General features: G+C 58.3%; 21 protein-coding genes. 14 read left to right on the forward strand and 7 right to left on the reverse strand.

Annotation, left to right across the window (positions count from 1 at the left end):
- Positions 1-98: 98 nt before the first annotated feature.
- Positions 99-2,573 carry an EAL domain-containing protein gene (locus tag C3Z11_RS08780; RefSeq protein ID WP_106477536.1) on the forward strand — a complete coding sequence of 825 codons (2,475 nt, stop codon included), beginning with the start codon at positions 99-101 and terminating at the stop codon, positions 2,571-2,573.
- A 49-nt stretch (positions 2,574-2,622) separates the two neighbouring features.
- On the opposite strand, the gene C3Z11_RS08785 is transcribed toward C3Z11_RS08780, so the two are convergent.
- The gene (locus C3Z11_RS08785; RefSeq protein WP_158700975.1) at positions 2,623-3,363 is read right to left on the reverse strand and encodes a carbon-nitrogen hydrolase family protein; all 741 of its coding nucleotides are present in this window, start codon (positions 3,361-3,363) and stop codon (positions 2,623-2,625) included.
- A gap of 235 nt (positions 3,364-3,598) precedes the next feature.
- On the opposite strand from C3Z11_RS08785, the gene hglS reads away from it, so the two are divergent.
- The gene (hglS, locus tag C3Z11_RS08790) at positions 3,599-4,996 is read left to right on the forward strand and encodes a 2-oxoadipate dioxygenase/decarboxylase HglS (protein ID WP_106477538.1); all 1,398 of its coding nucleotides are present in this window, start codon (positions 3,599-3,601) and stop codon (positions 4,994-4,996) included.
- Between the two features lie 216 nt (positions 4,997-5,212).
- The gene (locus tag C3Z11_RS08795; protein WP_106477539.1) at positions 5,213-6,454 is read left to right on the forward strand and encodes a multidrug effflux MFS transporter; all 1,242 of its coding nucleotides are present in this window, start codon (positions 5,213-5,215) and stop codon (positions 6,452-6,454) included.
- Positions 6,455-6,469: 15 nt separating this feature from the next.
- Here the strand turns inward: C3Z11_RS08795 and C3Z11_RS08800 are convergent, their stop codons facing one another.
- Positions 6,470-6,898, reverse strand: coding sequence for a pyrimidine dimer DNA glycosylase/endonuclease V (locus C3Z11_RS08800; RefSeq protein ID WP_106477540.1), 429 nt, complete (start codon positions 6,896-6,898; stop codon positions 6,470-6,472).
- 95 nt (positions 6,899-6,993) lie between these two features.
- On the opposite strand from C3Z11_RS08800, the gene C3Z11_RS08805 reads away from it, so the two are divergent.
- From C3Z11_RS08805 to C3Z11_RS08830, 6 genes are all read left to right on the forward strand, one after another.
- Positions 6,994-7,719, forward strand: coding sequence for a CTP synthase C-terminal region-related (seleno)protein (locus tag C3Z11_RS08805; protein ID WP_106477541.1), 726 nt, complete (start codon positions 6,994-6,996; stop codon positions 7,717-7,719).
- A 38-nt stretch (positions 7,720-7,757) separates the two neighbouring features.
- Positions 7,758-8,480: a YebC/PmpR family DNA-binding transcriptional regulator gene (locus C3Z11_RS08810; RefSeq protein WP_106477542.1), complete on the forward strand. Its 723-nt coding sequence runs from the start codon at positions 7,758-7,760 to the stop codon at positions 8,478-8,480.
- A 250-nt stretch (positions 8,481-8,730) separates the two neighbouring features.
- Entirely contained in the window at positions 8,731-8,919 is a 189-nt protein-coding gene (locus tag C3Z11_RS08815; protein ID WP_106477543.1) for a DUF3008 family protein, read from the forward strand.
- 200 nt (positions 8,920-9,119) lie between these two features.
- The gene (gene phoA / locus C3Z11_RS08820) at positions 9,120-10,571 is read left to right on the forward strand and encodes an alkaline phosphatase (RefSeq protein ID WP_106477544.1); all 1,452 of its coding nucleotides are present in this window, start codon (positions 9,120-9,122) and stop codon (positions 10,569-10,571) included.
- Positions 10,572-10,756: 185 nt separating this feature from the next.
- Positions 10,757-11,755 carry a nucleoid-associated protein YejK gene (yejK, locus tag C3Z11_RS08825; RefSeq protein WP_106477780.1) on the forward strand — a complete coding sequence of 333 codons (999 nt, stop codon included), beginning with the start codon at positions 10,757-10,759 and terminating at the stop codon, positions 11,753-11,755.
- Between the two features lie 163 nt (positions 11,756-11,918).
- Positions 11,919-12,230: a hypothetical protein gene (locus tag C3Z11_RS08830; protein WP_106477545.1), complete on the forward strand. Its 312-nt coding sequence runs from the start codon at positions 11,919-11,921 to the stop codon at positions 12,228-12,230.
- Positions 12,231-12,331: 101 nt separating this feature from the next.
- Here C3Z11_RS08830 and C3Z11_RS08835 read toward each other — a convergent pair whose 3' ends face one another.
- Together C3Z11_RS08835 and yghU are read right to left on the reverse strand one after the other, a co-directional pair.
- A complete protein-coding gene (locus C3Z11_RS08835; protein WP_106477546.1) occupies positions 12,332-13,180 on the reverse strand; it encodes a putative RNA methyltransferase in 849 nt (282 codons plus the stop codon).
- A gap of 149 nt (positions 13,181-13,329) precedes the next feature.
- Positions 13,330-14,205: a glutathione-dependent disulfide-bond oxidoreductase gene (gene yghU / locus C3Z11_RS08840; RefSeq protein WP_106477547.1), complete on the reverse strand. Its 876-nt coding sequence runs from the start codon at positions 14,203-14,205 to the stop codon at positions 13,330-13,332.
- Positions 14,206-14,436: 231 nt separating this feature from the next.
- Between yghU and C3Z11_RS08845 the strand changes: the two genes are divergently transcribed.
- Entirely contained in the window at positions 14,437-14,985 is a 549-nt protein-coding gene (locus C3Z11_RS08845) for a DsbA family protein (RefSeq protein ID WP_106477548.1), read from the forward strand.
- Positions 14,986-15,102: 117 nt separating this feature from the next.
- On the opposite strand, the gene C3Z11_RS08850 is transcribed toward C3Z11_RS08845, so the two are convergent.
- On the reverse strand, positions 15,103-15,843 hold the full coding sequence (locus C3Z11_RS08850; protein WP_106477549.1) for an SDR family oxidoreductase: 741 nt from the start codon (positions 15,841-15,843) through the stop codon (positions 15,103-15,105).
- Positions 15,844-15,986: 143 nt separating this feature from the next.
- Between C3Z11_RS08850 and C3Z11_RS08855 the strand changes: the two genes are divergently transcribed.
- The 4 genes from C3Z11_RS08855 to C3Z11_RS08870 all read left to right on the forward strand — a co-directional run bounded on the left by C3Z11_RS08855 (position 15,987) and on the right by C3Z11_RS08870 (position 20,935).
- Positions 15,987-16,907, forward strand: a complete 921-nt coding sequence (locus tag C3Z11_RS08855) for a LysR family transcriptional regulator (protein WP_106477550.1) — start codon at positions 15,987-15,989, stop codon at positions 16,905-16,907.
- A gap of 306 nt (positions 16,908-17,213) precedes the next feature.
- Positions 17,214-17,642 carry a DUF2231 domain-containing protein gene (locus tag C3Z11_RS08860; protein WP_106477551.1) on the forward strand — a complete coding sequence of 143 codons (429 nt, stop codon included), beginning with the start codon at positions 17,214-17,216 and terminating at the stop codon, positions 17,640-17,642.
- Positions 17,639-19,078 carry a PQQ-dependent sugar dehydrogenase gene (locus tag C3Z11_RS08865; protein ID WP_106477552.1) on the forward strand — a complete coding sequence of 480 codons (1,440 nt, stop codon included), beginning with the start codon at positions 17,639-17,641 and terminating at the stop codon, positions 19,076-19,078. Before C3Z11_RS08860 ends, C3Z11_RS08865 begins: the two co-directional genes overlap by 4 nt.
- 363 nt (positions 19,079-19,441) lie before the next feature.
- The gene (locus C3Z11_RS08870; protein ID WP_106477553.1) at positions 19,442-20,935 is read left to right on the forward strand and encodes a DUF2252 domain-containing protein; all 1,494 of its coding nucleotides are present in this window, start codon (positions 19,442-19,444) and stop codon (positions 20,933-20,935) included.
- Between the two features lie 69 nt (positions 20,936-21,004).
- Here the strand turns inward: C3Z11_RS08870 and C3Z11_RS08875 are convergent, their stop codons facing one another.
- Positions 21,005-21,520 (reverse strand): hypothetical protein, encoded by a 516-nt coding sequence (locus C3Z11_RS08875; RefSeq protein WP_106477554.1) that lies wholly within the window; start codon positions 21,518-21,520, stop codon positions 21,005-21,007.
- A gap of 446 nt (positions 21,521-21,966) precedes the next feature.
- Positions 21,967-22,137 carry a hypothetical protein gene (locus tag C3Z11_RS16805; protein ID WP_158700976.1) on the reverse strand — a complete coding sequence of 57 codons (171 nt, stop codon included), beginning with the start codon at positions 22,135-22,137 and terminating at the stop codon, positions 21,967-21,969.
- Positions 22,138-23,120: the final 983 nt, after the last annotated feature.

Raw genomic sequence — 23,120 nt, forward strand, 5'->3', positions numbered from 1 at the left:
TACCGCCTGCTGTTGGCATATCGACAGGCGACGCATTTCTACGGCTGAGCCATTCGCTGCTTGGCCGCGACATCGTCTTACCAGGAATCCGCGGCGTCATGATCCATTTTATATCCGACAGCACGGCAGCCGAGGCCGCCATCAGCGGCAGTTACGATTATTCCCTTGTGCTGCTGTCTTATCTCGTTGCGCTGCTGGCCGCCTATGCGGGATTGCTGATTGCCGAGCAGCTGCGTGACGCGCCTACTCGTAGCCGCCGGCTGACGTGGCTATGGGCCGGCGCTATCATGTTCGGCATCGGCGTATGGAGCATGCATTTCGTCGGCATGCTGGCTTATCAACTCCCTGTAAAAATGAGCTATGACGTTGGTCTTACGCTTTTGTCTGGCGTACCAGCGATCCTATGCAGCGCCTATACCCTGACTATCATCGCCAGGCCCACCCCCACCCATAAGACCTCTCTGCTCGGCGGCGTCGTATTGGGTGTCGGCATCGGCCTGATGCATTATCTCGGCATGGCCGCGATGCGTATGCCAGCAACGCTGAGCTACTACTCACCGCTATTTTTGCTGTCTCTAGTAACTGCCGTCTCGCTCGGCATCACTGCCCTCTATGCCCATCGCCTGCGAATTAATCTGCCTGCTTGGCTCGGCATCGATCTGCGACATCTCGTGGTCGCCGCCATCATCGCGCTGGCGATTAGCGGCATGCACTACACCGCAATGTTCGCCGCCCACTACATACCGTCTGAAGCTACCGAGCATCATCAGCATCACGTATCCTGGCTGGCCTGGAGCGTGCTGGGCGGGACCATTTTTGTCGTCGCCGCGACCTTGACCGTGATATTCATCGACCGTCGCCTACAGCACAACGAACAGCTGGCGAATATGTCTCGTGACCGTCTGCTTGAGATCATCACCGCGATCAACGATGGCCTGTTGCTGCTTGATGAAGAGGGCCGGATTCTGATGTGTAACCGCGCCTTCACGCATATCACCGGCTATGAAGAAGACGAAGTTCTCGGTCACCCTATCGCCATGCTGGAACATGGCTCCAGCGTCAGGTCGATTACCGAGTATGTGCAAGAAAACCTTCGCGACCGCGGCAAATGGCAGGGCGAAATTGACGCACAGCGCAAAGGTGGCGAACGCTTCCCTGCACGCCTGAGTGTCAGCTTTGTTGATTACCGCCGTAGTCCGCTGCGCCACTGCGTGGCCACGCTGAGCGATATCAGCACCCAGCGCGACTCGGAAGAAAAGATCCGCCACCTCGCCTACTACGACGCATTAACCGGCCTGCCCAACCGGCGCTTACTTTATGACCGCTTGCACGCGACGAGAGAGGAATGCGCCCAGACCAACAGCCATGGCGCACTGGTGCTCATCGACATCGACAAGTTCAAGCTGCTTAACGATACCTTCGGCCACGCTAAAGGCGACATGCTGCTTTGCAACATCGCGCAAAAGCTGTGTGCCTTCAGCAAGGAAGAAATCAATATTGCCCGGCTCGGTGGTAATGAATTTGCTCTGGCAATAACCCAACTGCCGCAAAATGAACGTGAAGCGATTGCCGCTGTCATCGCGGCAATTAAAGCGATTCAGCATTCAATCAATACCGACTACAGGCTTGCCGACGTTCACCACGTCACTACCAGCAGCTTCGGCACCGCGCTCTTTCATGGTGGTCAAAACACGGTGGATAATCTGGTTAAGCAGGCCAGTCTTGCCTTGTCACATGCCAAGCAGGCGGGCGGCAACACGGTGCGTTTCTTCGAGCCGAGTATGGAGCATGATCTTAATGAGCGCGTTCAACTCGAAACGGATCTGCGCCAGGCCCTTAATGAGGGCGATCAGCTACGGCTTTACTACCAGTCACAGGTCGATTCCAGCGGCAAGATCATCGGCGCGGAGTCTCTGGTACGCTGGCAGCATCCTGAGCGCGGCATGGTGTCGCCGGGGGTGTTCATCCCGCTGGCCGAAGAGAGCGGCCTGATTCTGCCCTTGGGTGATTGGGTTCTGGATTCGGCCTGCGCTCAACTTGCCGCCTGGGCACGCATCCCGGCGATGGCATCACTTAGACTGTCGGTCAACGTCAGCGTGCGCCAGTTCCAGCAACCCGACTTCGTGTTTCGCACGCTCGCCGTGATGCGCCGTCACGGCACGCCGGGCGAACGCCTGACGCTGGAATTGACTGAAAGCCTGCTGATGACTGACCTCGATGACGCTATCAGCAAGATGGAGCAGCTCAACACTCATGGTGTTAGCTTCGCACTCGATGACTTCGGCACCGGCTATTCATCGCTGACCTACCTCAAGTGCCTGCCCTTCAGCACGCTCAAGCTCGACGTCGCCTTTGTGCGCGATATCCTCGTTGACGCCAACGATGCCGCTATCGTCAGGACGATCATTGCGCTTGCGGCCAGCCTCAAGTTCAAGGTTGTGGCCGAAGGGGTGGAAAGCTACGAACAGTTCGCGCTGCTTGAACAGTTGGGCTGTCGTGTCCATCAAGGCTACTACTTCGGTCGACCAGAACCGGTCGATGCGCTCGAAAGCCGTCTCGCCATGGCATCATGAGCACGTAAGCCCACCCCAAAAGGCGGGCTTACAGCATTCGGAACGGCGTTTACACCGTGACCACCTCGGCTATCCAGCCTGCCGCTGTCGTCTGGGCAGTCACCAATGCGCTCTGAGCTTCATCGGCACAGGCCAATCGCCCCGCGGCCGTCCACATCGCACTTTTACCGATTGCAGCCAAGCCGCCCGTCGGGCGGTTGTGATTGGCCATTGCCACAAGCATCTTGTGGTCGCGCGCATAACTAGCCAGCTGCACGGTATCGTGCTCATAGCCATTTGCCGAGATCAACATGCTGGTCAGATAGATATCGGCGCCCTGCGCAGCGCAAGCACTCGCATGGGCAGCCTGGGAGGTATCGGCACAAACGGCGAGCGCCATCGTGTGCCCACCGATATCAAGCAGGTGATGGGCATCGCCGGGGCTAAAGTAGCACTCCTCGCCCTCGTGCAGGTACATCTTTGCATAGCTCGACACCTCGCCCGTCGGAGAGACGATCAGCGCGCCGATGCGCGGTAGTGGATCACCCGCCAGCGGCGCGCCGACGATGATGTACAGATTATGAGCGCGTGCCGCCTCGATCAGCGGTGCAAGGCGTGAATCATCACATGTAAATGCCAGCGCCGCGGCCAGTTCAGGCTCATAGCCGGTCAGTGACAGCTCAGGGAATATCAACACCGAGACGCCCTCTGCCCCTGCCACGGCGATTGCCTGGAGATGGGTGGCGATGTTGCACGCGATGTCACCCTTGACGCTGGGCACCTGAGCGACAGCGATCTTGAAATTATTCACAGCTTTTCTCCTTGAGCCATGCATTGCTCGCTGCGGAGCGTGCCGTTGACGGGTTACCGCCTCCATATGCTACCTGCCTGCGGGACACTGGCGTCCGCCCCTTCCTGTTTCTGCCCTTTCTTATCCATGTCCTATTGCAGACGATGAGAGCGGCGCGTTAAATCGATACTCATTGCACTGTGTCAATGCATGTTGCGTCAGCGCTCATCCAGCCGTATCGAGGGGGAACACTACCATGTCGGCGCACTTCGTCAGTCCCGATGATATCCGCACCCGTTTCTCGCACGCCATGTCCGAGATGTATCGCGAGGAAGTACCGCAGTACGGCGCTTTGCTGGAACTGGTTGCCGAGGTCAACGCGCGTACCCTTCACGAGCACCCCGAGGCGCTCGATGCTGCGGAGGGCGATGACGCACTGACTCGGCTCGATATCGAGCGCCACGGTGCGATTCGTCTCGGCACCGCCGATGAACTCGCTACTATGCGTCGGCTGTTTGCAGTGATGGGCATGATGCCGGTGGGCTATTACGACCTGACGCCAGCCGACGTGCCGGTACACGCCACCGCCTTTCGCCCTATCGATGAACAATCGCTGGCGCGTAACCCGTTTCGCGTCTTCACGTCGTTGCTGCGCCTCGAGCTGATCGAGGACGATGCGCTGCGTACCCAAACCCGCGAAATTTTATCGAAGCGCCAGATATTCACTCCCGCCGCGCTTGAATTGCTCGATACCCATGATCAACAAGGCGGCTTTGATGACGATCGGGCCACCGCCTTTGTGCTGGAAGCGCTCGAAACCTTCCGCTGGCATAGCCACGCCACCGTTGACCGCTCCACCTATGACGCGCTGCACGACGCTCATCGTCTGATCGCCGATGTGGTCTGTTTCAAAGGACCACACATCAACCATCTAACGCCGCGCACCCTTGATATCGACGCGACCCAGGCGGGCATGCCGAATCACGGCATCACACCAAAGGCAACAATCGAAGGCCCACCCAGACGGTGCTGTCCGATCCTGTTGCGCCAGACCAGCTTCAAGGCGCTGGAGGAAAATATCCTGTTTCGCTGCGCCGACAACGATACACAGCAAGGGTCGCATACCGCCCGCTTCGGCGAGATCGAACAGCGCGGCGTGGCGCTGACGCCTAAAGGTCGCGCCCTCTATGATCGGCTGCTCGACGATGCCAAGACACTCACCCAAGGGCTGAGCGGTGAAGCCTATCAACAGGCACTGCAGCACGCCTTCACTGACTTTCCCGACGACGAGGCGATGCTGCGCCGCGAGGGTCTGGCCTACTATCGCTATCGGCTGGCCGGGCATGCCATGCCATTTCCTGCCGACGAGCTGCCCAGTGAATCGACAGCACGCATCGAGACCCTGATCGAGCGCGGTATGATTACTACCGCGCCGATTATCTATGAGGATTTCCTGCCGGTCAGCGCAGCCGGCATCTTCCAGTCCAACCTGGGTGAAAGCAGCATCGCCAGCTACACCCAGCAGGCCAATCAGCAGGCTTTCGAGGAAGCATTAGGCGTCAGCGTCGCCAACGAATTCGCGCTTTACGAGCAAATCAGCAGGGAATCACTTTCGCACTGCCTTGCCACGCTGGACATAGAAATTCCAACGTAGCCTGTATCGACCCAACGCCTCCCTAGATCGCAACGCCGTGGGGCACCCGCCCCACGGCAGCCATCCTCCGCCTCTCATCTCTGATGCGGCGCACCGCTGCGACTTGGCAGACGTGTCTAGCTGAAAAATAATGCAATGGCTAAGGATGTTGTCATCCAAGCGGTTACACTAGGAAGGATTGCAATTTCGCCTACTTTAACAAGAACACTGGCTTTCATGATCAAACTCAACACCCCCGGCATGGTTCTTGTCCTTGCGGCCATGACGGCACTCGGCCCGCTGGCCACCTCCATGTACCTGCCCGCCTTTCCGGCCATGACACGGGCTTTCGGTGTCGGTGCGGATCAGATTCAGCTTACGCTCAGCGTCTACATGGGTGGGCTCGCCGTGGCACAGCTCATCTGCGGGCCATTGGCCGACCGCTTCGGGCGCAAGCCGCTGCTGCTGACCGGTATGGCACTGTTCGTGCTCGGCAGTCTGGGCTGTCTGCTGGCTGATACCATTGGCACGCTGCTTGCCTACCGCTTTCTGCAAGCCTTTGGGGCTGCCGCAGGCATGGTGCTTTCCCAGGCAGTCGTGCGCGATACCTTCGCACCGGCCGACGCCGCACGCATGCTAGCCTACATGGGCAGTACCACCGCGCTAGCCCCCGCCGTCGCGCCGGTGGCCGGCGGCGTCCTGCTGGTGCACTTCGGCTGGCCCGCCATCTTCGCCGTGCTGATGATTTACGCAGCGCTGATGTTGGTGGTGGTCAGCATAGCGCTGTCCGAGTCGTTGCCGCGTGATCGCCGCCAGCCGCTACATCCCCGTTCAGTGCTGCACAACTACCGCACCGTGATCACGAACCGCACTTTCCTCGGTCATGCGCTCGCGGTGAGCATGATGTTCGCCGGCCACTACGGCTTCATGTCGGGTGCTCCGTTCGTATTGATCGAGCTGTTCAACGTGCCGGAGGCTAATTTTGGCTGGTATTTCATGTTCGTCGTTGGCGCTTTCATTACCGGCAGTCTGGCAGGGGCACGGCTGGCGCCACGCGTCGGCGCTCACCGCCTGGTCATTGCTGGCGCCACGCTGCTGGCCTTAGCGGGTGCGCTGATGGTGAGCGTCGTGCTGCTCGGCGTCGGTTCGCCGGCCACGCTAATCGGGCCGCAGCTTGTCTACGCCATCGGCGCCGGATTTATCATGCCGCAGCTGATCGCCGGAGCCTTGATGCCCTTTCATCATATGGCGGGCACGGCCGCCGCGCTGCTAGGTTTCATCCAGATGAGCGCAGCGGGGATCACCAGTGCACTTGTTGGCCGTCTCTACAACGGCACGGCGCTGCCAATGGCTTTTGTCATCATGCTGGCCGGCGCCGGCGCACTGGTGGCGTATCTGCTATTGATAAAGAAGCCTGCGCTGGCAGCGGATCAAGCGGCTGTAGAGCCAAGCGCTCGCCTGAACGCCCCGGATCAATAGCGTGTGCGATAAAAATCAAACGATTTCCCATAGCTCGACGTCGCCGTCGATCGCAATGAACAGAGGATGAAGCTCGACGGCCTCAACCTCGCCAAGCTGCAGATAGCGGGCATGGTCCCTGACTTCTAGCTTGGCGAGCAGATGAGTTACTTCATAGTCACGCTGTCCGACGGTCACTGGCAACCGCGCTGCGAAGCCGCGTTCATCGATTTTGCTGCGATCAAAGTTGTAACCTCGTCTATCCGCTTCATCGACCACACTACTCAGGTAACGGGCCACCGCGCCTACAGGGTCATCGGTACGTTTAAAGCGCATCAGCTGAGGATGGTTTTTATACCCTTTCGTTGCGCCCTGCAGCACCTTCTGGGCCAGCAGCCCTTCCCGCCAGAGGGCAACAAGCCCCTTCGCATCCAGATAACGTGGATGTAATGACCAAAGTCTCATAAGTTCCCTAACGCGATTTCAATGACCTTTCTGTGATGCTCACGAAGCATAGTAAGCTATGTCGATCTACTGCCGCGCAGAGAACGATAAAAACCATGAACAACCCCGTTTCAATTGGCCTGGTAGGCGACTATGACCCGACGGTTCCTGCTCATCAGGCGATTCCACTGGCACTGAATCAAGCCGGCGATGAGCTGGGTATCGAAGTCCGCGCCGAATGGCTGCCCACCGAGCACATCACCGCACCTTCACAATTCCTGAAATTCGACGCTCTATGGTGCGTCCCGGCCACACCGTATCGCAGCATGGAAGGCGCATTGTTCGCCATCCGGCACGCACGGGAAAACGGCGTGCCTTTTCTCGGCACCTGCGGCGGCTTCCAACATGCCGTGATCGAGTATGCCCGCAACGTGCTTAACTGGCAGGACGCCGAGCACGCCGAAAGCACACCGGACGCCACGCGCGCTGTAATTACGCCACTGCAGTGCGCGCTGGTCGAGGTCAACGATACGGTGCGCCTGTTTTCTGGCACTAAGTTGGCCACCGCCTACGCTGCGTCTGAGACGAGCGAAGGGTATCGTTGCCGTTACGGTATCAATCCCGAGTTTCAGGCCGCACTGGTGGCAGGCCCGCTGCGTGCCAGTGCGGATGATCATAGCGAGGAGATCCGCGCCATCGAACTCGACGGTCATCCCTTCTTTGTTGCCACCCTATTCCAGCCCGAGCGCGCCGCCTTAAAGCATGAACGCGCGCCGCTAATCGTCGCTTTCGTGAAGGCAGCCAGCCAAATAAACCTGTTCGCGCCTGCGGATGTTCAGTAAAATTCTGCGCTTCGATGATGACTTGACTGGATAGCGACATGGGCAGGGCTTACCAAAACCGCAAAGAATCGATGGCCAAGACGGCCGATGCCAAAACCAAGGTCTACAGTAAGTTCGGCCGCGAAATTTATGTCGTGGCCAAGGCGGGTGGCGTCGACCCCGATGGCAACCTCGCCCTGCGAGGCCTGATTGACCGCGCCAAGAAGGCGCAGGTACCGTCACACGTAATCGAGAAGGCGCTCGACAAGGCCAAGGGCGGCGGCGGTGAAGACTTCGCCGTGGCTCGCTATGAAGGCTTTGGCCCGGGCAACTGCATGGTGATTGTCGAGTGCCTGACCGACAACCCCAACCGGACCTTTGGCGACGTTCGCGGCTGCTTCACCAAGACCAAGAGTAAGATCGGCGCGCAAGGCAGCGTCAGCCACCTGTTCGATCATTGCGCCATTCTTTCCTTCAAGGGCGATGACGAAGAAGCCGTACTCGAAGCGCTGATGGAAGCCGATGTCGACGTTACCGATATCGAAAACGAAGAAGACAAGCTCACTGTTTTCGCACCTCATACCGAATACGCCAAGGCCAAGCAGGCGTTGGCAGATGCTTTTGGCGAAATCGACTTCGAGGTTGACGAGATTCAGTTCCTGCCGCAGACCACCACGCCAGTCAGCGGCGATGACGTGGCCATGTTTGAGAAGTTTCTGAACATGCTCAACGATCTGGACGACGTTCAGAACGTCTATCACAACGCGGAAGTGGAAGAGTAAGCCTCAGGGCAAACGCGCTCTCGCTAGCGTCTTCTCCAAAACACCGGCTCTCAGCAGCCGGTGTTTTTGTATCTGGTGACGTCTTACCGATTTCAAGTATACAAGCAGGAGATAGCCCAACCATCGTTTGGCTAACTCGGCCGTGCTGACTACGCTTAAATATGAAAAGTGAGACCTGAGCACGTTCGCACTCCGCCTTAGACAGCGGAGGCCAAAGGACATGCAACGTTCACAACAGGAGGTTGACGCGATGCCCGCAAAATCCAAGGCGCAACAGATGGCCGCCGGTGCCGCCCTTTCCGCCAAGCGTGGCGATACAAAAGTCAGTGATCTGGAAGGCGCGTCTAAATCGATGTATGAATCGATGAGCGAGGAAGAGCTCGACAAGATGGCTTCCACCTCGCAGAAGGGTAAACCTGAGCACAACTCAAAATCGTGATCTTTTTTCTCAAAGAGAGGTAACAAGACGCCGCTGGGCTATGCCCGGCGGCGTCTTGTCGTTAAGGCCTCTTCGTTGGAGGCATGCCCAGGCATAGCTGTCATAAAAGCGTCATAGTCGATGCTTAACTTAAGCCTGCCTTATGTGGAAAGTACTCCGTAGCCGCTTTCCTTTCATTCAATGCAGGAATCTCCAGATCCATGACCCGCTATCCGCTTACGCTTCCCGCTATCGTTTCAGCCGCACTTCTACTCAATGCCTGCTCTGCGCCCTCCGCCAACACTGCTTCCAGTGATACGGCGACCACCGATACACGGGTGCTGTTCGAGCGTGCGGCTCAAGGCAACCTTGCGGCGTTTGGCGGCGCTCGTCGCCTCCAGGGCGATCAGACCGAAGCCCTGAAGGCATCGCTGTCCACCCAGCCTGCCAAGAATGTGATTCTGCTGATCGGCGATGGCATGGGCGACTCTGAAATCACCATCGCTCGCAACTATGCCGAGGGAGCTGGCGGTTTCTTCAAGGGTATCGACGCACTGCCGCTTACTGGCCAGTACACCCATTACTCGCTGGACAAGACTACCGGCAAGCCCAACTACGTTACCGACTCCGCAGCCTCGGCCACGGCCTGGTCAACCGGTACCAAGACCTACAACGGCGCGCTGGGAGTGGACATCACCGAAACGCCCCACCAGACCCTGCTGGAAATCGCCAAAGCCGCCGGCAAGGCAACAGGCAACGTCTCCACCGCCGAGATCCAGGATGCCACGCCTGCCGCCCAGTATGCCCACGTCACCGCGCGCAAGTGCTACGGCCCGGCTGCGACCCTTAAAACTTGCCCGAGCAATGCCCTGGAAAATGGCGGTCGCGGCTCGATCACCGAGCAGCTACTCGATACCCGTGCGGACCTGACCCTGGGCGGAGGCGCCAAGACCTTTGCCGAACGCGCCACGGCGGGCCAGTGGCAGGGCCGAACGCTGCGTGAACAAGCGTCAGCCCGCGGCTACCGTATTGTCGAGGACCTCTCCGACCTCAAGGGTGTGAATGTCGCCGATCAGGATCATCCCCTGCTAGGGCTGTTCGCTCCGGGCAATATGCCGGTCCGCTGGGAAGGGCCCAAGGCGACCTATCACGGCAACCTCGACCAGTCGCCTGTCACCTGCAAGCCCAACCCGACACGTACCGCCAGCGTTCCGACGCTTGCCGACATGACCGAGAAGGCAATCGACCTGCTCAAGGGCAATCAAAACGGCTTCTTCCTCCAGGTCGAAGGCGCCTCCATTGACAAGCAGGACCATGCCGCCAATCCCTGCGGACAGATCGGTGAGACCGTCGATCTCGACGAAGCCGTGCAGAAGGCGCTGGCGTTTGCCAAGGCTGACGGCAATACCCTGGTTGTCGTCACCGCCGATCACGCCCACTCCAGCCAGATCGTCTACCCCAACGCCAAGACGCCGGGTCTGACCGAAGCCCTCACCACCAAAGATGGCGCCGTCATGACTGTAAGCTATGGCAACTCCGAAGAAGAGGCCCAGGGCCACACAGGCACCCAGCTACGCATTGCCGCCTACGGCCCCCACGCCGCCAACGTGGTCGGCCTGACCGATCAGACCGACCTGTTCTTCACCATGCGCGATGCCATGCAGTTGAAATAACCTCTGGTGTGATCAACTAAGCCTCAAAGAGAGCGCCGCCGGTTCCTGCCGTGCGGCGCTCTCGCGTCTTTCGACTCAATTCATGGCGGCCATCAAACAGGCACAGGATCATGAGTGCTAGGGATGACTTGCCTGGCGCGTTATCATCGCTGCACATGTTTCACCAGGGCATCCCCCAGACCGCCATGCCGATTATCAATAGCATCGTTCACCGCATCGACAAATCATCCGATGACCAGCCCGCCACGCTGCACGCTGCCGATCAGGCCATAGCAGCATCTGCAGCCATGGATGAATTGCTGACGAACCTCAACAGCAGCTATCACGCCAAGACCAAGGCCTGGGGCCATTTTGGTGACGATAGCGCGCGCAGCCCCTTCGCGGCCGGTCTTGCCGATTATGTTGCTGGCGCCCGTGATTTCGTCGTTTTTACCCGCCAGGCGGCAGAAGGCCTCAAGGCGCTGATTGATGACAATCTTTCTGTCGGTGGGCATCTGCTGTTTGCCCACAACCGCCAGGGCGAGACCGAATACCTGAGCGTGGCCCTGCTGCATCACCGCGACGGTTTTGGCCTGGACGCTGCGCTTAACATTACCCCGACGCAGCAGCTCAATCTGGCGCAGCTCACTCTGGCGGCACGCATCGACCTGACCCAGATGCAGGCCGGCACCTCGAAGCAGTATGTGTCCTATCTCAAGGATCGCGGCGGCAAGAAGCTCGCCGAAGGGTTTGCCGACTGGTTGGGCTGCGAGGAAGGCGTCGATGCCAGCAGCGAAACCCGCACTCTGCTCAAGGCGTTCAGCGATTATGTTGAAAGCGAAGACCTGCCCGAGGAAAAAAGCCGCGAGAAGACCGACGCGGTAATCGGCTACGCCACTACACAGGCCCGTAGCGGTGAACCGATGACGTTAAATGAGCTTTCCGGGCTGGTCGATGAACAGCGCCCTGACGCGTTTTATGACTACATTCGCAACAAGGATTACGGTCTGTCGCCGGAGATTCCGCCTGACAAGCGCACCCTCAACCAGTTCCGCCGCTTTACCGGCCGTGCCAGCGGCGTTTCGATCAGCTTCGACTCTCACCTGTTGGGCGACAGCATCGAATACGACGCGGAACGGGATCGGTTGATCATCAAGAAGGTGCCGGGGCAGTTGAAGGAGCAGATCAAGCAACGGGGAGAGTGAGACTAATCACGTCACCTCGAAAAAGGTGATGTCAATAAAACTTTTTCTTGTCATTTCCGCTCATTTCTCATGGAAAGTCCGTATGCTGGGAGACGCAGCATATTCAATTACGGGGTAGAAGAAACGATCAACCATTGAAGCCCATCCAGCACGGGAGATTCTCATGAAGGTGTACAGACCTGAGTGGCGATGCACGTTTAACGTAAAAGACGGTGTGGAAGAATCAGCCAGCTGGAAACAACGGATCGCTTGGCAACTGCGGGAGTACGCAGACAAGCTAGACGGCGGCGGAAGAACGGTAAAGATCGATTACAACGTGACTCCGGCAGTAAGCCGCGAGGATCTGGATATCTGTCTCGGCAAGGGGTTTGAATTGACCCAGAGCCTGCTTACTCAACTTGCCCACCAGGCGGCTTGTGAAGATGTCATGCGTGATGCCAAGGCAGAGCTGTTCGAGAAAGAGCAACAGAGTTAAGTTTCTGATTGAGCTGTAGCGTTACTTCGACACCCTACCCGGCCCTTGGCTGAGTGGGGTGTCGTTCATTTTGCCCTGTGCCGAGGCGCGCCGATGATCGTTTAGCCCGTCTGGCGTGCAAAACGCGTCAGTCGCACATCGACAGTGACCGTAAGCTCACTCAGCGCTGCGGCCCGCGCCCGGCCTTCGGCACTGGCACGGTAAAGGTGCGGCGTCATGGTCAATAGATCGGCAATCTGTTCTGCACCGGTAAGTTTGAGCACATAGCGAACAGTTTCCGTGGCAAGCGGCGTAAAGCCTTCCGGTACCTGAGCCTCACCCGTGCGTTCCGGCTTCAGCGTGGGATAGATAATTTCACGCAGTTCACGCAGATGATCCGGTCCGGCATCAACCTGTAAAAGCAGGCCACCCGGCTTCAACACGCGAGCAAACTCGTGATAAACCGGGAAGCCAAACATGCACAGTAAGCGATCCAGCGTGCCCGGCTGCACGGGCAAGTTGGCATTGCTGCCCACCACCCAGCAGGTCCGGTTATCCTGTTTCGCGGCCGACAGAACCGCCCACTTGGAAATATCCAGCCCCAGCAATGCCAAAGTCTGCCCTTCGCGGGCCGCACTTGCCAGCTCACGCAGATAATATCCCTCGCCGCAGCCGGCATCGAGGCAACTCACCGAGGCTCTAGCGGGCAAATCCGCCAGTGCCGCATGACTGACCGCCTCGGCAATCGGCTGGTAAAGCCCCGCATTGAGAAAGCGTTGCCGCGCCGCCACCATTTCCTTGCTGTCACCCGGGTCGCGTGAGCGCTTGTTCTGTACCGGCAACAGATGGGTGTATCCCTGACGGGCAATATCAAAACTGTGACCGGCGGCACAGCGCCAGCTAGCGCCGTCACGCTGCAGCGGGTCACCGTCCAGCGGGCAAGCCAGCGCCTGAAAGGCAGTGATGGTCATGGCTATTGTTTACGTCTCTTTTGTGATGGTGTTCTCTGGCCAAGCCGGACATGAAGAACCCGCCGGATGGCGGGTTCTCATTATCCAACAACTCACTTGGCGACAGGAGGATTTATTTCATCCGACCGTCGCGGGAGGTCTGCGAGCGCTTAGTCCGAAGCGCCCAGCTTATCCTGCGTCCTGGTGTCGAAATCGCTGGCATCGTGACGCTCGTGAAGCTGCTCTTCCGGTTCGCCAAAGTTACGGTTGACTATGCGCCCGCGCTTGACCGCCGGGCGAGCGTCGATCTCCTTGGCCCAGCGCTGGACGTTGGTATATTCCTGCACCTGCAGGAATTCAGCAGCATTATAGAGACGGCCCAACACCAACTGGCCATACCAGGCCCAGGTAGCGATATCAGCGATAGTATATTCATCACCAGCCAGATAGCGCGTCTCGGCCAGGCGACGGTCGAGTACATCGAGCTGACGCTTGGCTTCCATCGAGAAGCGGTCGATGGCGTATTCAATCTTGGTCGGTGCATAGGCGTAGAAGTGACCGAAGCCGCCACCGAGATAAGGCGCGCTGCCCATCTGCCAGAATAACCAACTGAGCGCTTCGGTGCGCGTAGCCGGATCAGTGGGCAGGAAGGCACCGAACTTCTCGGCGAGATAGAGCAGGATCGAGCCGGACTCGAACACGCGGGTCGGCGGCTGGGTGGAGTGATCCATCAGCGCCGGAATCTTCGAGTTGGGGTTAACCTCGACGAAACCGCTGCCGAACTGGTCGCCATCACCGATCTTGATCAACCAGGCGTCGTATTCGGCTTCCTGATGACCAAGCGCCAGCAGCTCCTCAAGCATGACCGTGGCCTTGACTCCGTTGGGCGTCGCCAGTGAGTAAAGCTGGAACGGATGCTTGCCGACCGGCAATTCCTTGTCATGGGTCGGCCCTGCAATGGGCCGGTTGGTACTGGCGAACTTGCCGCCGTTTTCCTTGTTCCAGCTCCAGACGGCGGGCGGTGTATAGGTGTTGTCTTCGCTCATGAGACCTTCCTTGTTCGCGGCGTGATTTATGACGCCCCGCAATCGGGTGCGCCCTGTACTGCTTCAAACGATAGCGCGTTAATCATTGCCTTTCGAGCCCGGCCCTGTGATTCATCGCTATTTGACACTGCTACTTACAAATCGGTCTTTGCTATCTTGTACCTTGTCTTCAAGCCGGCAAATGTCATTTCACCGCCGCCGACATTTCACCTATTGCGCAAGGAGTTCATCATGGCCAACGACTGGCACGCCGATCCATTGATCTGGGGCGAAGGTCCGCAACTGCTTGAAGTGTTTCTCGAGCCGACCTGCCCCTTCTCGGTCAAAACTTTCAACAAGCTCGATGACTTTGTGGCGCAAAGCGAAGGGAACGTGCGCGTACAGATCTGGTTGCAGTCGCAGCCGTGGCACATGTATTCCGGCGTGATCACGCGTGCCATCCTCGCCGCCTCTACCCTGGAAGGCGGCAAGAACAGCGCCAAGCAGGTAATGGCCGCTGTCGCAGCCCATCGTGAGGAATTCGAATTCGATCACCACTGCACCGGCCCCAATCGCGACGCCACGCCCAACGACATCCTCAAGCGGCTGGAAGACTACAGCGGCATCGAACTCGTCAGCGCATTCGAGATTCGCGGCCTTGAGCAGGCCGTGAAGCTGCACACCAAATACGCCCGTCAGAATGGCATCCACGTCTCACCGACGTTTATGGTCAACGGCCTTATCGATGCGGGCATGGGCAGCGGGGATGCGGTCGAGGAGTGGGTGAAGAAGTTTGACTGATGCTGAGCGTGGCTTTCGAATAGCGGCTACAAAAACGCCGCCGATATAACGGCGGCATCTTTCATCAGCACGACTCGCTGACAAGTGGCATGTACCTTGCCTCGAAAGTGCGAGGCTTTAGACCATACCGCCGTTGACGCGCAAGATCTGGCCATTGACCCAGCGGCCCTTTGGCCCAGCCAGAAACGATACAACATCGGCGATTTCCGCAGGCTGGCCCAGGCGTTCGAACGGCGCCAGATTGGCAATTGATGCGACTTGCTCCTCGCTCTTGCCCTCGAAGAACAGCTCAGTGGCCACCGGTCCCGGTGCTACAGCGTTAACTGCGATATTACGGCCACGCAGTTCGTTGGCGAGAACCTTGACCAACCCCTCGACGCCGGCCTTGCTGGCGATATAAGCGCCATAACCCGGAAACGACTTGCCCAGCACCGAAGAAGAAAGCGCAATGATGCGGCCATCTTCGCTGACGGTTTCTGCGGCCTTGGCCATCACCAACCAGCTGCCACGCAGGTTGGTTGAAAGCGTCTTGTCGAGCATCCCTATGTTATCAGTGGCGATCTTCGCCATCTGCATGATCCCAGCGCTGTTGACCACCACATCGATCCGTCCGAACGTCTCCAAGATCTGCGCGAACAAGCGCTCCACCGCCTCCATGTCACCAATATCGGCCTGAACTGCCAGCGCTCGGCCGCCCAGGGTCTCGATATCGGCTACGGTCTGCTCGGCCAGTGACGTATTGCCAGCGTAGTTGACCACCACGGCGAAGCCATCGGCGGCAAGTTTCAGTGCGGTGGCGCGGCCGATACCGCGAGACGCGCCGGTCACCAGAGCGGCTTTCTGTGCAGGGTTAGCCATGATCAGATTCCTCCATGAGATTGAAAGGTAAAGCGAAGATGGGGCTATGCGTCCTGAAGTGCGTGGTAAAAGTATGGACGTTCCGTCAGGATGGATAAATCAGCCAAGCTGCCAACATTATTTATTCAGGATGAACAATCAGCATGGACCGTTTCGACGCTATGGCACTCTTCGTGCGTATTGTCGAGAGCGGCAGCTTCACCAAGGCTGCCAATACGCTCGATATTCCGCGCGCGACCGCAACGCTGGCGATTCAGCAACTGGAGAGCCGACTCGGCGTGCGTCTGTTGGAGCGTACGACACGCCAGGTTCGCCCAACTGCTGAAGGGCAGGCTTTTCACGAACGCTGCGTGCATCTGCTGGCGGAATTGGAAGATGCTGAAGCGACACTGCACCCCGTGGCGAGCAATCCGCGTGGCGTGCTTCGTGTCGAGCTTCACGGCACTCACGCTAGCCGCATCGTGTTACCGCGACTCGATGAATTTCACGCGCGCTACCCGGCGCTCAAGCTGGTGGTCACTAGCGGCGACCGACGCGTGGACCTGATTGGCGAAGGCGCGGATTGCGCGGTACGCAGCGGTGAGCCAGCCGACTCCAGCCTGGTCGCGAGGCGGTTGACAACGTTCGAACAAGTGATCTGCGCCAGCCCCGCTTACCTCGAACGCATGGGCACGCCAACGACGCCGGCAGCGTTGCGCACCCATCACGGCGTTCATTTCGTCTCCGGCCACAACGCGCCGGATACTGCGCTGGATCTCGTTATCGACGGCCAGGTGCACTCTTTCACGACTGAAGGCTGGTTGACGGTCAACGATGCCGAGAGCTACGTGGTCAGCGCGCTGCAAGGCTACGGACTCATTCAGCTGCCACGCTTCCGCCTCGACGCTGAACTTGCCAGCGGCAGGCTGGTGGAAGTGCTGGCGGACTGGAAAAAGCCCGCATTGCCAGTCAACGTCGTCTACCTGCAGCGACGACAACTCTCACCGCGCGTGCGGGTCTTCGTCGATTGGCTAGTGGGGATTTACGCGGAGCGTTTCGGCGAGGAACGCTCACTATCCCGCTAACAATGACGTCCACAACACCGCCAAATGGAAACGGTTTAATTGAGGCGCCGCAAGACAGGCAGGAAAACGAGTCAGCCTAGCGTCAACCCGTTTTTATTCGCTCGTAGCTGACACCTTTAGCGGATCTTCGCAAGCGCCTTTAACTGAATGAAATGCAACGCATTCCACTAATGAGGCAAGGCCCAGCTTGGCCATATTAGCCAAAATTAAACTACACTCTGACCGAATGCCCGCGATATCAGCGCTGAAAGAAGGCCCGGGGCCCCAGGCGCCGTGTCTTCGCTTGATCAGCACAAGGAGCTTGCCATGACAGCCACTGCCGAACGAACTTACCGAAGCGGGTTGAATCCGTTTCATGCGATATTACTTGGCGGAACCCTTCCGCTCTTTCTTGGCGCTGCGTTGTGTGATTACGCCTACGTGTCGACTTACGAGATAGAGTGGAGCATCTTCGCCTCCTGGCTGATTGCTGGCGGCCTCGTTTTCACCGGCTTCGCGCTATTATGTGGGGTCATCGGTCTATTTCGAGCCGACCATCGTCGCGGTCTTTCCCTCGTTTACATCGCTTTACTGCTCGTCACCTGGATACTCGGCTTCATCAATGCGCTGGTCCATGCCCGCGATGCCTGGGCCATGATGCCCACCGGCTTTGTTCTTTCGATTATCGTTACCGTGCTGGCATGCGCGGCGACCTGGATCGGTTTTTCCAGCCTCAGCGCAGGAGACAAGCAATGAAGCCTTCCAGCCTCCTTTCCGTTAGCATCTTCACGGTTCTACTGATCGCCTCTGGGAATAGCGCCGCACAATCGGAGCGAGAATATGGCCCCAACCCTGCCCTGCCCGAGCCCCAGCGGGGGCTCTTGCCCGACATGACGGTGCCCGAGCCGGCGCAGTGGGGCGACCAGCAACCGACGGTGCCCGATGGCTATACGATCACGGCTATCGCCACTGATCTCAAGATACCGCGCCAGACACTGGTGCTGCCCAACGGCGATATCTTGGTGGCCGAAGGTAGCGGCGGCAACGCACCGAAATTGAAGCCGAAAGATTTCATCGCCAGCATTATCAAGGCTAAAGGCAAGACCTCCGTTTCGAGTGGTAACCGCTTGAGCCTGCTGCGTGATGGCGATGGTGACGGCACCTATGAAGAGCAGACGGTTTTCGCCGAGAACCTCAATGCGCCCTACGGGCTTGCCCTGGTCGATGACAATCTCTATGTCGCCAATCAGGATGCAGTGGTGCGCTTCGATTACGCGGAAGGGCAGACTCAGGCCAGCGGCCCGCCCGAGGTAGTAACGCCACTCCCCTCAGCGATCAACCACCACTGGACCAAGGCGATGACCGCAAGCCCAGACGGGCGCTTTCTTTACGTCGGTATCGGCTCCAACAGCAACATCACCGAGCGCGGCATGGAGGCAGAAGTCGACCGGGCCGAAATCTGGCAGATCGACGCCGAGACCGGCGCACACCGGCCCTATGCCACTGGCGTGCGTAACCCCACCGCGCTGACCTTCCAGCCGGGAACGGATCAGCTCTGGGCGGTAGTGAACGAGCGCGACGAACTCGGGCCAGGCCTGGTGCCCGACTACCTCTCCTCCATCCAGGAAGGTGGCTTCTACGGCTGGCCCTACAGCTACTGGGGGCAGCACGTCGATCCACGCGTCAAACCGGAAAAACCCGAAAAAGTGCAATCGGCGATTGCGCCCGATTACAGCCTGGGCTCACACCGGGCCCCACTGGGCATCGCCTTCTCCACGCCTGCCGTAGGTGGCGAATTCTCGGAAGGCGTATTCGTCGGCGAGCACGGCAGTTGGAACCGCTCGGACCCCGTGGGCTACAAGGTCGTATTCGTGCCTTTCAGCAACGGCCAGCCAGCCGGCGACCCGGTCGACTTCGTTTCAGGGTTTCTCACCGGCGACGGCAAAACGCGTGGTCGCCCGGTCGGCGTGACCGTCGCGCCGGATGGGGCGGTGATCATTGCTGACGACCTGACCAATGCGGTGTGGCGGGTAACGCGGGATGGCGCCAACTCGCAGCAGCCGACAGTCGCGGATGAGCCCGCTATGTCTGGGGATATGTCTGAGGATGAACCCGCCCAAGATGGGAATGACGCTGCTGCGCCTGAGAGTGGAGCCGCCACGGCTAGCGATGAGCCTGCCACATCCACCTGAACACGTCATAAGTTCATGACGGAGTAACTCAATACCCCGATGGGCTTCCTTCCTCGGGGTATTTTTCGATGGGCTTGGCGTCTCTCAGCGTTGGCGGCGTAGCCGTTCCCTTCCCGCCCTTCCCAGGCTTTACCGGTGAACTATCGAGGATTTTGCAGTCTTGACCTGCAGTCTCGTTCTCCCTCGTCGAAATCAAAACCAGCCCGTCGTCCCCGAAGGTGCTTGCCGCGATGTGCTTTTTGCAATGCAAGCCAGTATAAGCGTTCCCACCTTTCGAGCATGCAGCGCCCAGCCAAATCGTCCATGCTGGACATACCACGACTCATCCACATCACGCGCAGACGAGACAGGTAAGGGATACCCATGGCCAAGAAATCGGAACCAACGCGCAAGGCACTGTACGAGCAAGCCCAGCGGCAGGAGATTGCCGGGCGCTCTTCAATGAGCAAGGCGGAATTGGCGGCCGCACTCGAACGTGAACCGTTCGACGATGCACGTCCGGTGGTGGCCACGCGTGTCGATACCTTTCGCCGGTTGGCCGAAGCGGTGGCTGCCGGGGAATTCGTGCTGCGCCCGCGGGTGTTGACCGGCTTCGAGCGTCGCCAGCACGTGCGTCAAACGCTGCGCGAGGATCATGAGAAACGCATTGCGGCGTCCTCCGAGGAGACCGACATCAAGTTCGACAAGCTGTCGGATTCGCTGTTTTCATTCTTTCGCGGTACAGCGTTGCTGTTCTATCGCGACATGGCCGGCGACGATGCCTGGATGCCCACCGTGCTCACGCTTGGGGATGTACATCCCGGGAATTTCGGCGTCATGCCCAACGTGAACAACGTGCCGATCTTTTCGGTCAACGATTTCGATGAGTCCTATTACGCCCCGTTCACCTGGGATATCAAGCGGGGAGCGGTCGGCTTCATGATTGCGGCAGACACCGAAGGCGAGCTCAAGCGCAAGCATCAGATCAAGATCGTGCGTCACTTCGTGCAGGGCTATATCGAGGATATGCAGCGGCTGGCACGCGAGGGCACCGAGCAGGACGAAGAAATGCGTTTCGACAATGCGCCGAAGCTCATTCGCAAGCTATTCAAGGATGCCGATGAGAATCGCGCCGAATGGCTGGTCGATGACTATCTCGACGAGACGAAAAGCGGCTTTCGCTCTACCGAGGAGCTGGTGCCGATCTCGTCGCGCCGTGACGACTTCCAGAAGATCACCGATCGGCTGGTCAAGGAGAACGCGATCGAGGTGCCGGAACGTGCCAAGGGCATGCGAGTCAAGGACGTGGCGCTGCGCCGCGGGCAAGGCACCGCCTCGCTGGGGCTCAACCGCTATTACGTGCTGATCGAAGGCCCCAAGCGCGACGGCACGGACGATCTGATCATCGAATACAAGCAGGCACGGCGCTCAGCCTTGGCCGGCCTGGTACCGCCCTCGGCCTACGTCATGGATACGCGCGCCGAGCGCATCAGCCACGCCCATACCGTGCACCTGGTACGCGGCGACGTGTTCTACGGCCATATCGAGTTCGATGGCTTAAGTTACACGTCACGTGAGCGCGCGCCGTTTCGCGACGGCATCGATCTTGACGATCTTTCCAAGAGCGAGTGGAAGGAGTATGCCGGCATCTGCGGGCGCGTTCTCGCGCGTGTGCATGCGCTATCCGACGAATCCGGCAATATCGATTACGACATCGAACCGGCCATCATGAACGCCATCGGGCCACCGGATCTGTTTGCCGAAGATATTGTGGAGTTCGCCGTGGAAGCTGCTGATCGTATGCGCCGTGATCATGAACTATTTCGCGAAGACCATGCGCGGGGCGCATTCAAGCAGCTGGATATCGTGCATCGGTGAGCCTAGGGGCGAGAGCGCGGTGAAGGGAAGATACACTGCCGAGCCGGGCACAGGCCCGGCCCACACGGGTCAGATCTGGCCGATCTTGACCAGATTGTCTTTCATGGTAGCGGGGACATCTTCGATCATGACCAGATTGAATGACTGCTGATCGCCCTGGATAGCCACCTTGTCGCCGAGGTCAGCATTGATTTCATTCGGAGACAGTGTGTACATACCGCCATTGAGCGGGTCGACAATCAACCAGCCAATGAGGCCACCGAACAGGATGTTGCCGCCGATGTACCAGCCATTCGCCGAGGTGGTCAGCTCCACCTTGCGTGGCGAATACCCCGGCTTATTGATTTCAACATGATATGTTTTGCCGCCGAAATAACTGCCATCGGACTTTTTGAGGGTAACCGTAGTAGGTGTGGTGCCAGCAAACACCTGTTGGGCCGTTTCGTCAGTAATCACAACTGCCGCATTGGAAGGCGTGCTATTAATCGTCACGCTCTGTTCGCTGTCGCCAGCAATGGAGGCACAACCGGTCAAACTGAGCGCGGCACAGGTGCCCATAAGGGCGGCAAGGGTTTTGAAGTTCATTGAACAATCTCTTGAGGAGCAGGCTCTTGACAGGCCTTTAGTAAGACACCGCGCGTTCTACCACGATGCAAGTGCCTGTCTAATAACGACATTTATTCGCGCCTCTTTAATAATTTATGTTAAATAATTTCCTCAGTTGTTTGGCACCTGCTGAAACAGGACCCTCTCAGGGCTATGGCTGCCTGCCCCTGCCGCGGTGGTCCAAGGCTCGCTCAAGCAGAAATTCGTCATCCTGAAAGATGTAGCTGGCTCTTCCCCTGAGCCGGTGGGTGGGACTGCTGACCACGGTGGAAGATGCCATCCGTCAGCAAGGCCATGCGCGCCTTACCACTAAGGCAAGCCTCACCGCCCTGCCCTTTTTTGAGGCTCAGGGGTTTGTAATCATTCGGGCGCAAGAAGTGAAGCGGCGCGGTCAGGTGCTCAGGAACTTGCGGACGGAGAAGGACTTAAACGGCATCGACGGCGCTCTTTGAAAGCTTTTCCAGCAGGTGTGGCATGTAGGATTGCCCTTCGAGTGCAGCGTAATAGACCAGCTGCAGATGACAGGATTCACTGATGATCAGAGAAGCATGATCGGAAATGGGAGGTATAAACGTGATGATCGTACCCACTCGCATTTACACATGCCCTCTCCGATGGGTCCACCAGAGTCAATGACGATATCGAATCAGCACTCGTCAACGCCATCAGGCCACCGGATCTATTTATAAAGAATATTGTGGCATTCGCCGAGGAAGCCGCTGATCGCATACGCCGCGACCATGAGCTATTCCGCGAAGACCATGCGAGGGGCGCGTTCAAGCAGCTGGATATCGTGCATCGATGATCAGCCGGGCAAGCGGCGGTTCGGCCCGGACGGGTCAGTAATCGTCGCGAAAGAAATGAAGAGTTCGCTACAGCGAGCAGCGCAGCGGAACGATGCCAGTTCGCAGTAAGGCATGGGCATGATTCAATCCGCCATGTCTAGCGACGAATCCATCGCATCCTTCTGAATACGTCGTCAGTTCATGATGGCGTAACGCACTACCCCTGGGTATATCCTTCAGTTTTTTTCGTTCGGAGCTTCCTGCGCGCTCTTCAATCCTTTGGACTTTATGCTCTACGCTGACCTGTATCCGCCTTTCAGCCAGAGACGGATGAAATCTGAGCGATGATGAGCGAACGCGACGAACTTGGGCCAGGCCTAGTACCCGACTACCTCACCTCCGTTCAGGAAGGCGTGTTCATCGACGAATACGGTAGTTGGGACCGCTCAGATCCCGTGGGCTATAAGGTTGTCTTTGTACCTTCCAGCAATGGCCAACCTTACGGCGCCCCATTCAATTTAGTTCAGGATTTCTCACATAAGATTATAAAACGCACGGCCGTCCGATCAGCGTGACCGTAGCTCCGGATACCGCTGTGATTGCCGTCGATGGTCTTTCCAATACCGTGTAGTGATTGATGCGTGAGAGATTCAATAAAAGAAGTTGTCGCCGTGCCCATGATAACTTCCATGGGCATCGAATCGATATTGCGAAATCCACTCGCCTTGCTCACTCTAACCGGATACAGGCACCTACTGTTCAAAACCACCTTTACTACCACCGCGGCGCCACAC

The organism is Phytohalomonas tamaricis, assembly GCF_003012345.1.
Taxonomy (GTDB): Bacteria; Pseudomonadota; Gammaproteobacteria; order Pseudomonadales; family Halomonadaceae; genus Phytohalomonas; species Phytohalomonas tamaricis.

What these genes read in the sequence shown, in the direction of transcription:
- hglS (WP_106477538.1), top strand. Translation starts at nt 3,599, where the DNA reads ATGTCGGCGCACTTCGTCAGTCCCGATGATATCCGCACCCGTTTCTCG.
- C3Z11_RS08855 (WP_106477550.1), top strand. Translation starts at nt 15,987, where the DNA reads ATGGACCGTTTCGACGCTATGGCACTCTTCGTGCGTATTGTCGAGAGC.
- phoA (WP_106477544.1), top strand. Translation starts at nt 9,120, where the DNA reads ATGACCCGCTATCCGCTTACGCTTCCCGCTATCGTTTCAGCCGCACTT.
- C3Z11_RS16805 (WP_158700976.1), bottom strand. Translation starts at nt 22,137, where the DNA reads ATGCGAGTGGGTACGATCATCACGTTTATACCTCCCATTTCCGATCAT.
- C3Z11_RS08870 (WP_106477553.1), top strand. Translation starts at nt 19,442, where the DNA reads ATGGCCAAGAAATCGGAACCAACGCGCAAGGCACTGTACGAGCAAGCC.
- C3Z11_RS08850 (WP_106477549.1), bottom strand. Translation starts at nt 15,843, where the DNA reads ATGGCTAACCCTGCACAGAAAGCCGCTCTGGTGACCGGCGCGTCTCGC.
- C3Z11_RS08815 (WP_106477543.1), top strand. Translation starts at nt 8,731, where the DNA reads ATGCCCGCAAAATCCAAGGCGCAACAGATGGCCGCCGGTGCCGCCCTT.
- yejK (WP_106477780.1), top strand. Translation starts at nt 10,757, where the DNA reads ATGCCGATTATCAATAGCATCGTTCACCGCATCGACAAATCATCCGAT.
- C3Z11_RS08830 (WP_106477545.1), top strand. Translation starts at nt 11,919, where the DNA reads ATGAAGGTGTACAGACCTGAGTGGCGATGCACGTTTAACGTAAAAGAC.
- C3Z11_RS08780 (WP_106477536.1), top strand. Translation starts at nt 99, where the DNA reads ATGATCCATTTTATATCCGACAGCACGGCAGCCGAGGCCGCCATCAGC.
- yghU (WP_106477547.1), bottom strand. Translation starts at nt 14,205, where the DNA reads ATGAGCGAAGACAACACCTATACACCGCCCGCCGTCTGGAGCTGGAAC.
- C3Z11_RS08835 (WP_106477546.1), bottom strand. Translation starts at nt 13,180, where the DNA reads ATGACCATCACTGCCTTTCAGGCGCTGGCTTGCCCGCTGGACGGTGAC.
- C3Z11_RS08810 (WP_106477542.1), top strand. Translation starts at nt 7,758, where the DNA reads ATGGGCAGGGCTTACCAAAACCGCAAAGAATCGATGGCCAAGACGGCC.
- C3Z11_RS08795 (WP_106477539.1), top strand. Translation starts at nt 5,213, where the DNA reads ATGATCAAACTCAACACCCCCGGCATGGTTCTTGTCCTTGCGGCCATG.
- C3Z11_RS08865 (WP_106477552.1), top strand. Translation starts at nt 17,639, where the DNA reads ATGAAGCCTTCCAGCCTCCTTTCCGTTAGCATCTTCACGGTTCTACTG.
- C3Z11_RS08800 (WP_106477540.1), bottom strand. Translation starts at nt 6,898, where the DNA reads ATGAGACTTTGGTCATTACATCCACGTTATCTGGATGCGAAGGGGCTT.
- C3Z11_RS08860 (WP_106477551.1), top strand. Translation starts at nt 17,214, where the DNA reads ATGACAGCCACTGCCGAACGAACTTACCGAAGCGGGTTGAATCCGTTT.
- C3Z11_RS08875 (WP_106477554.1), bottom strand. Translation starts at nt 21,520, where the DNA reads ATGAACTTCAAAACCCTTGCCGCCCTTATGGGCACCTGTGCCGCGCTC.
- C3Z11_RS08805 (WP_106477541.1), top strand. Translation starts at nt 6,994, where the DNA reads ATGAACAACCCCGTTTCAATTGGCCTGGTAGGCGACTATGACCCGACG.
- C3Z11_RS08845 (WP_106477548.1), top strand. Translation starts at nt 14,437, where the DNA reads ATGGCCAACGACTGGCACGCCGATCCATTGATCTGGGGCGAAGGTCCG.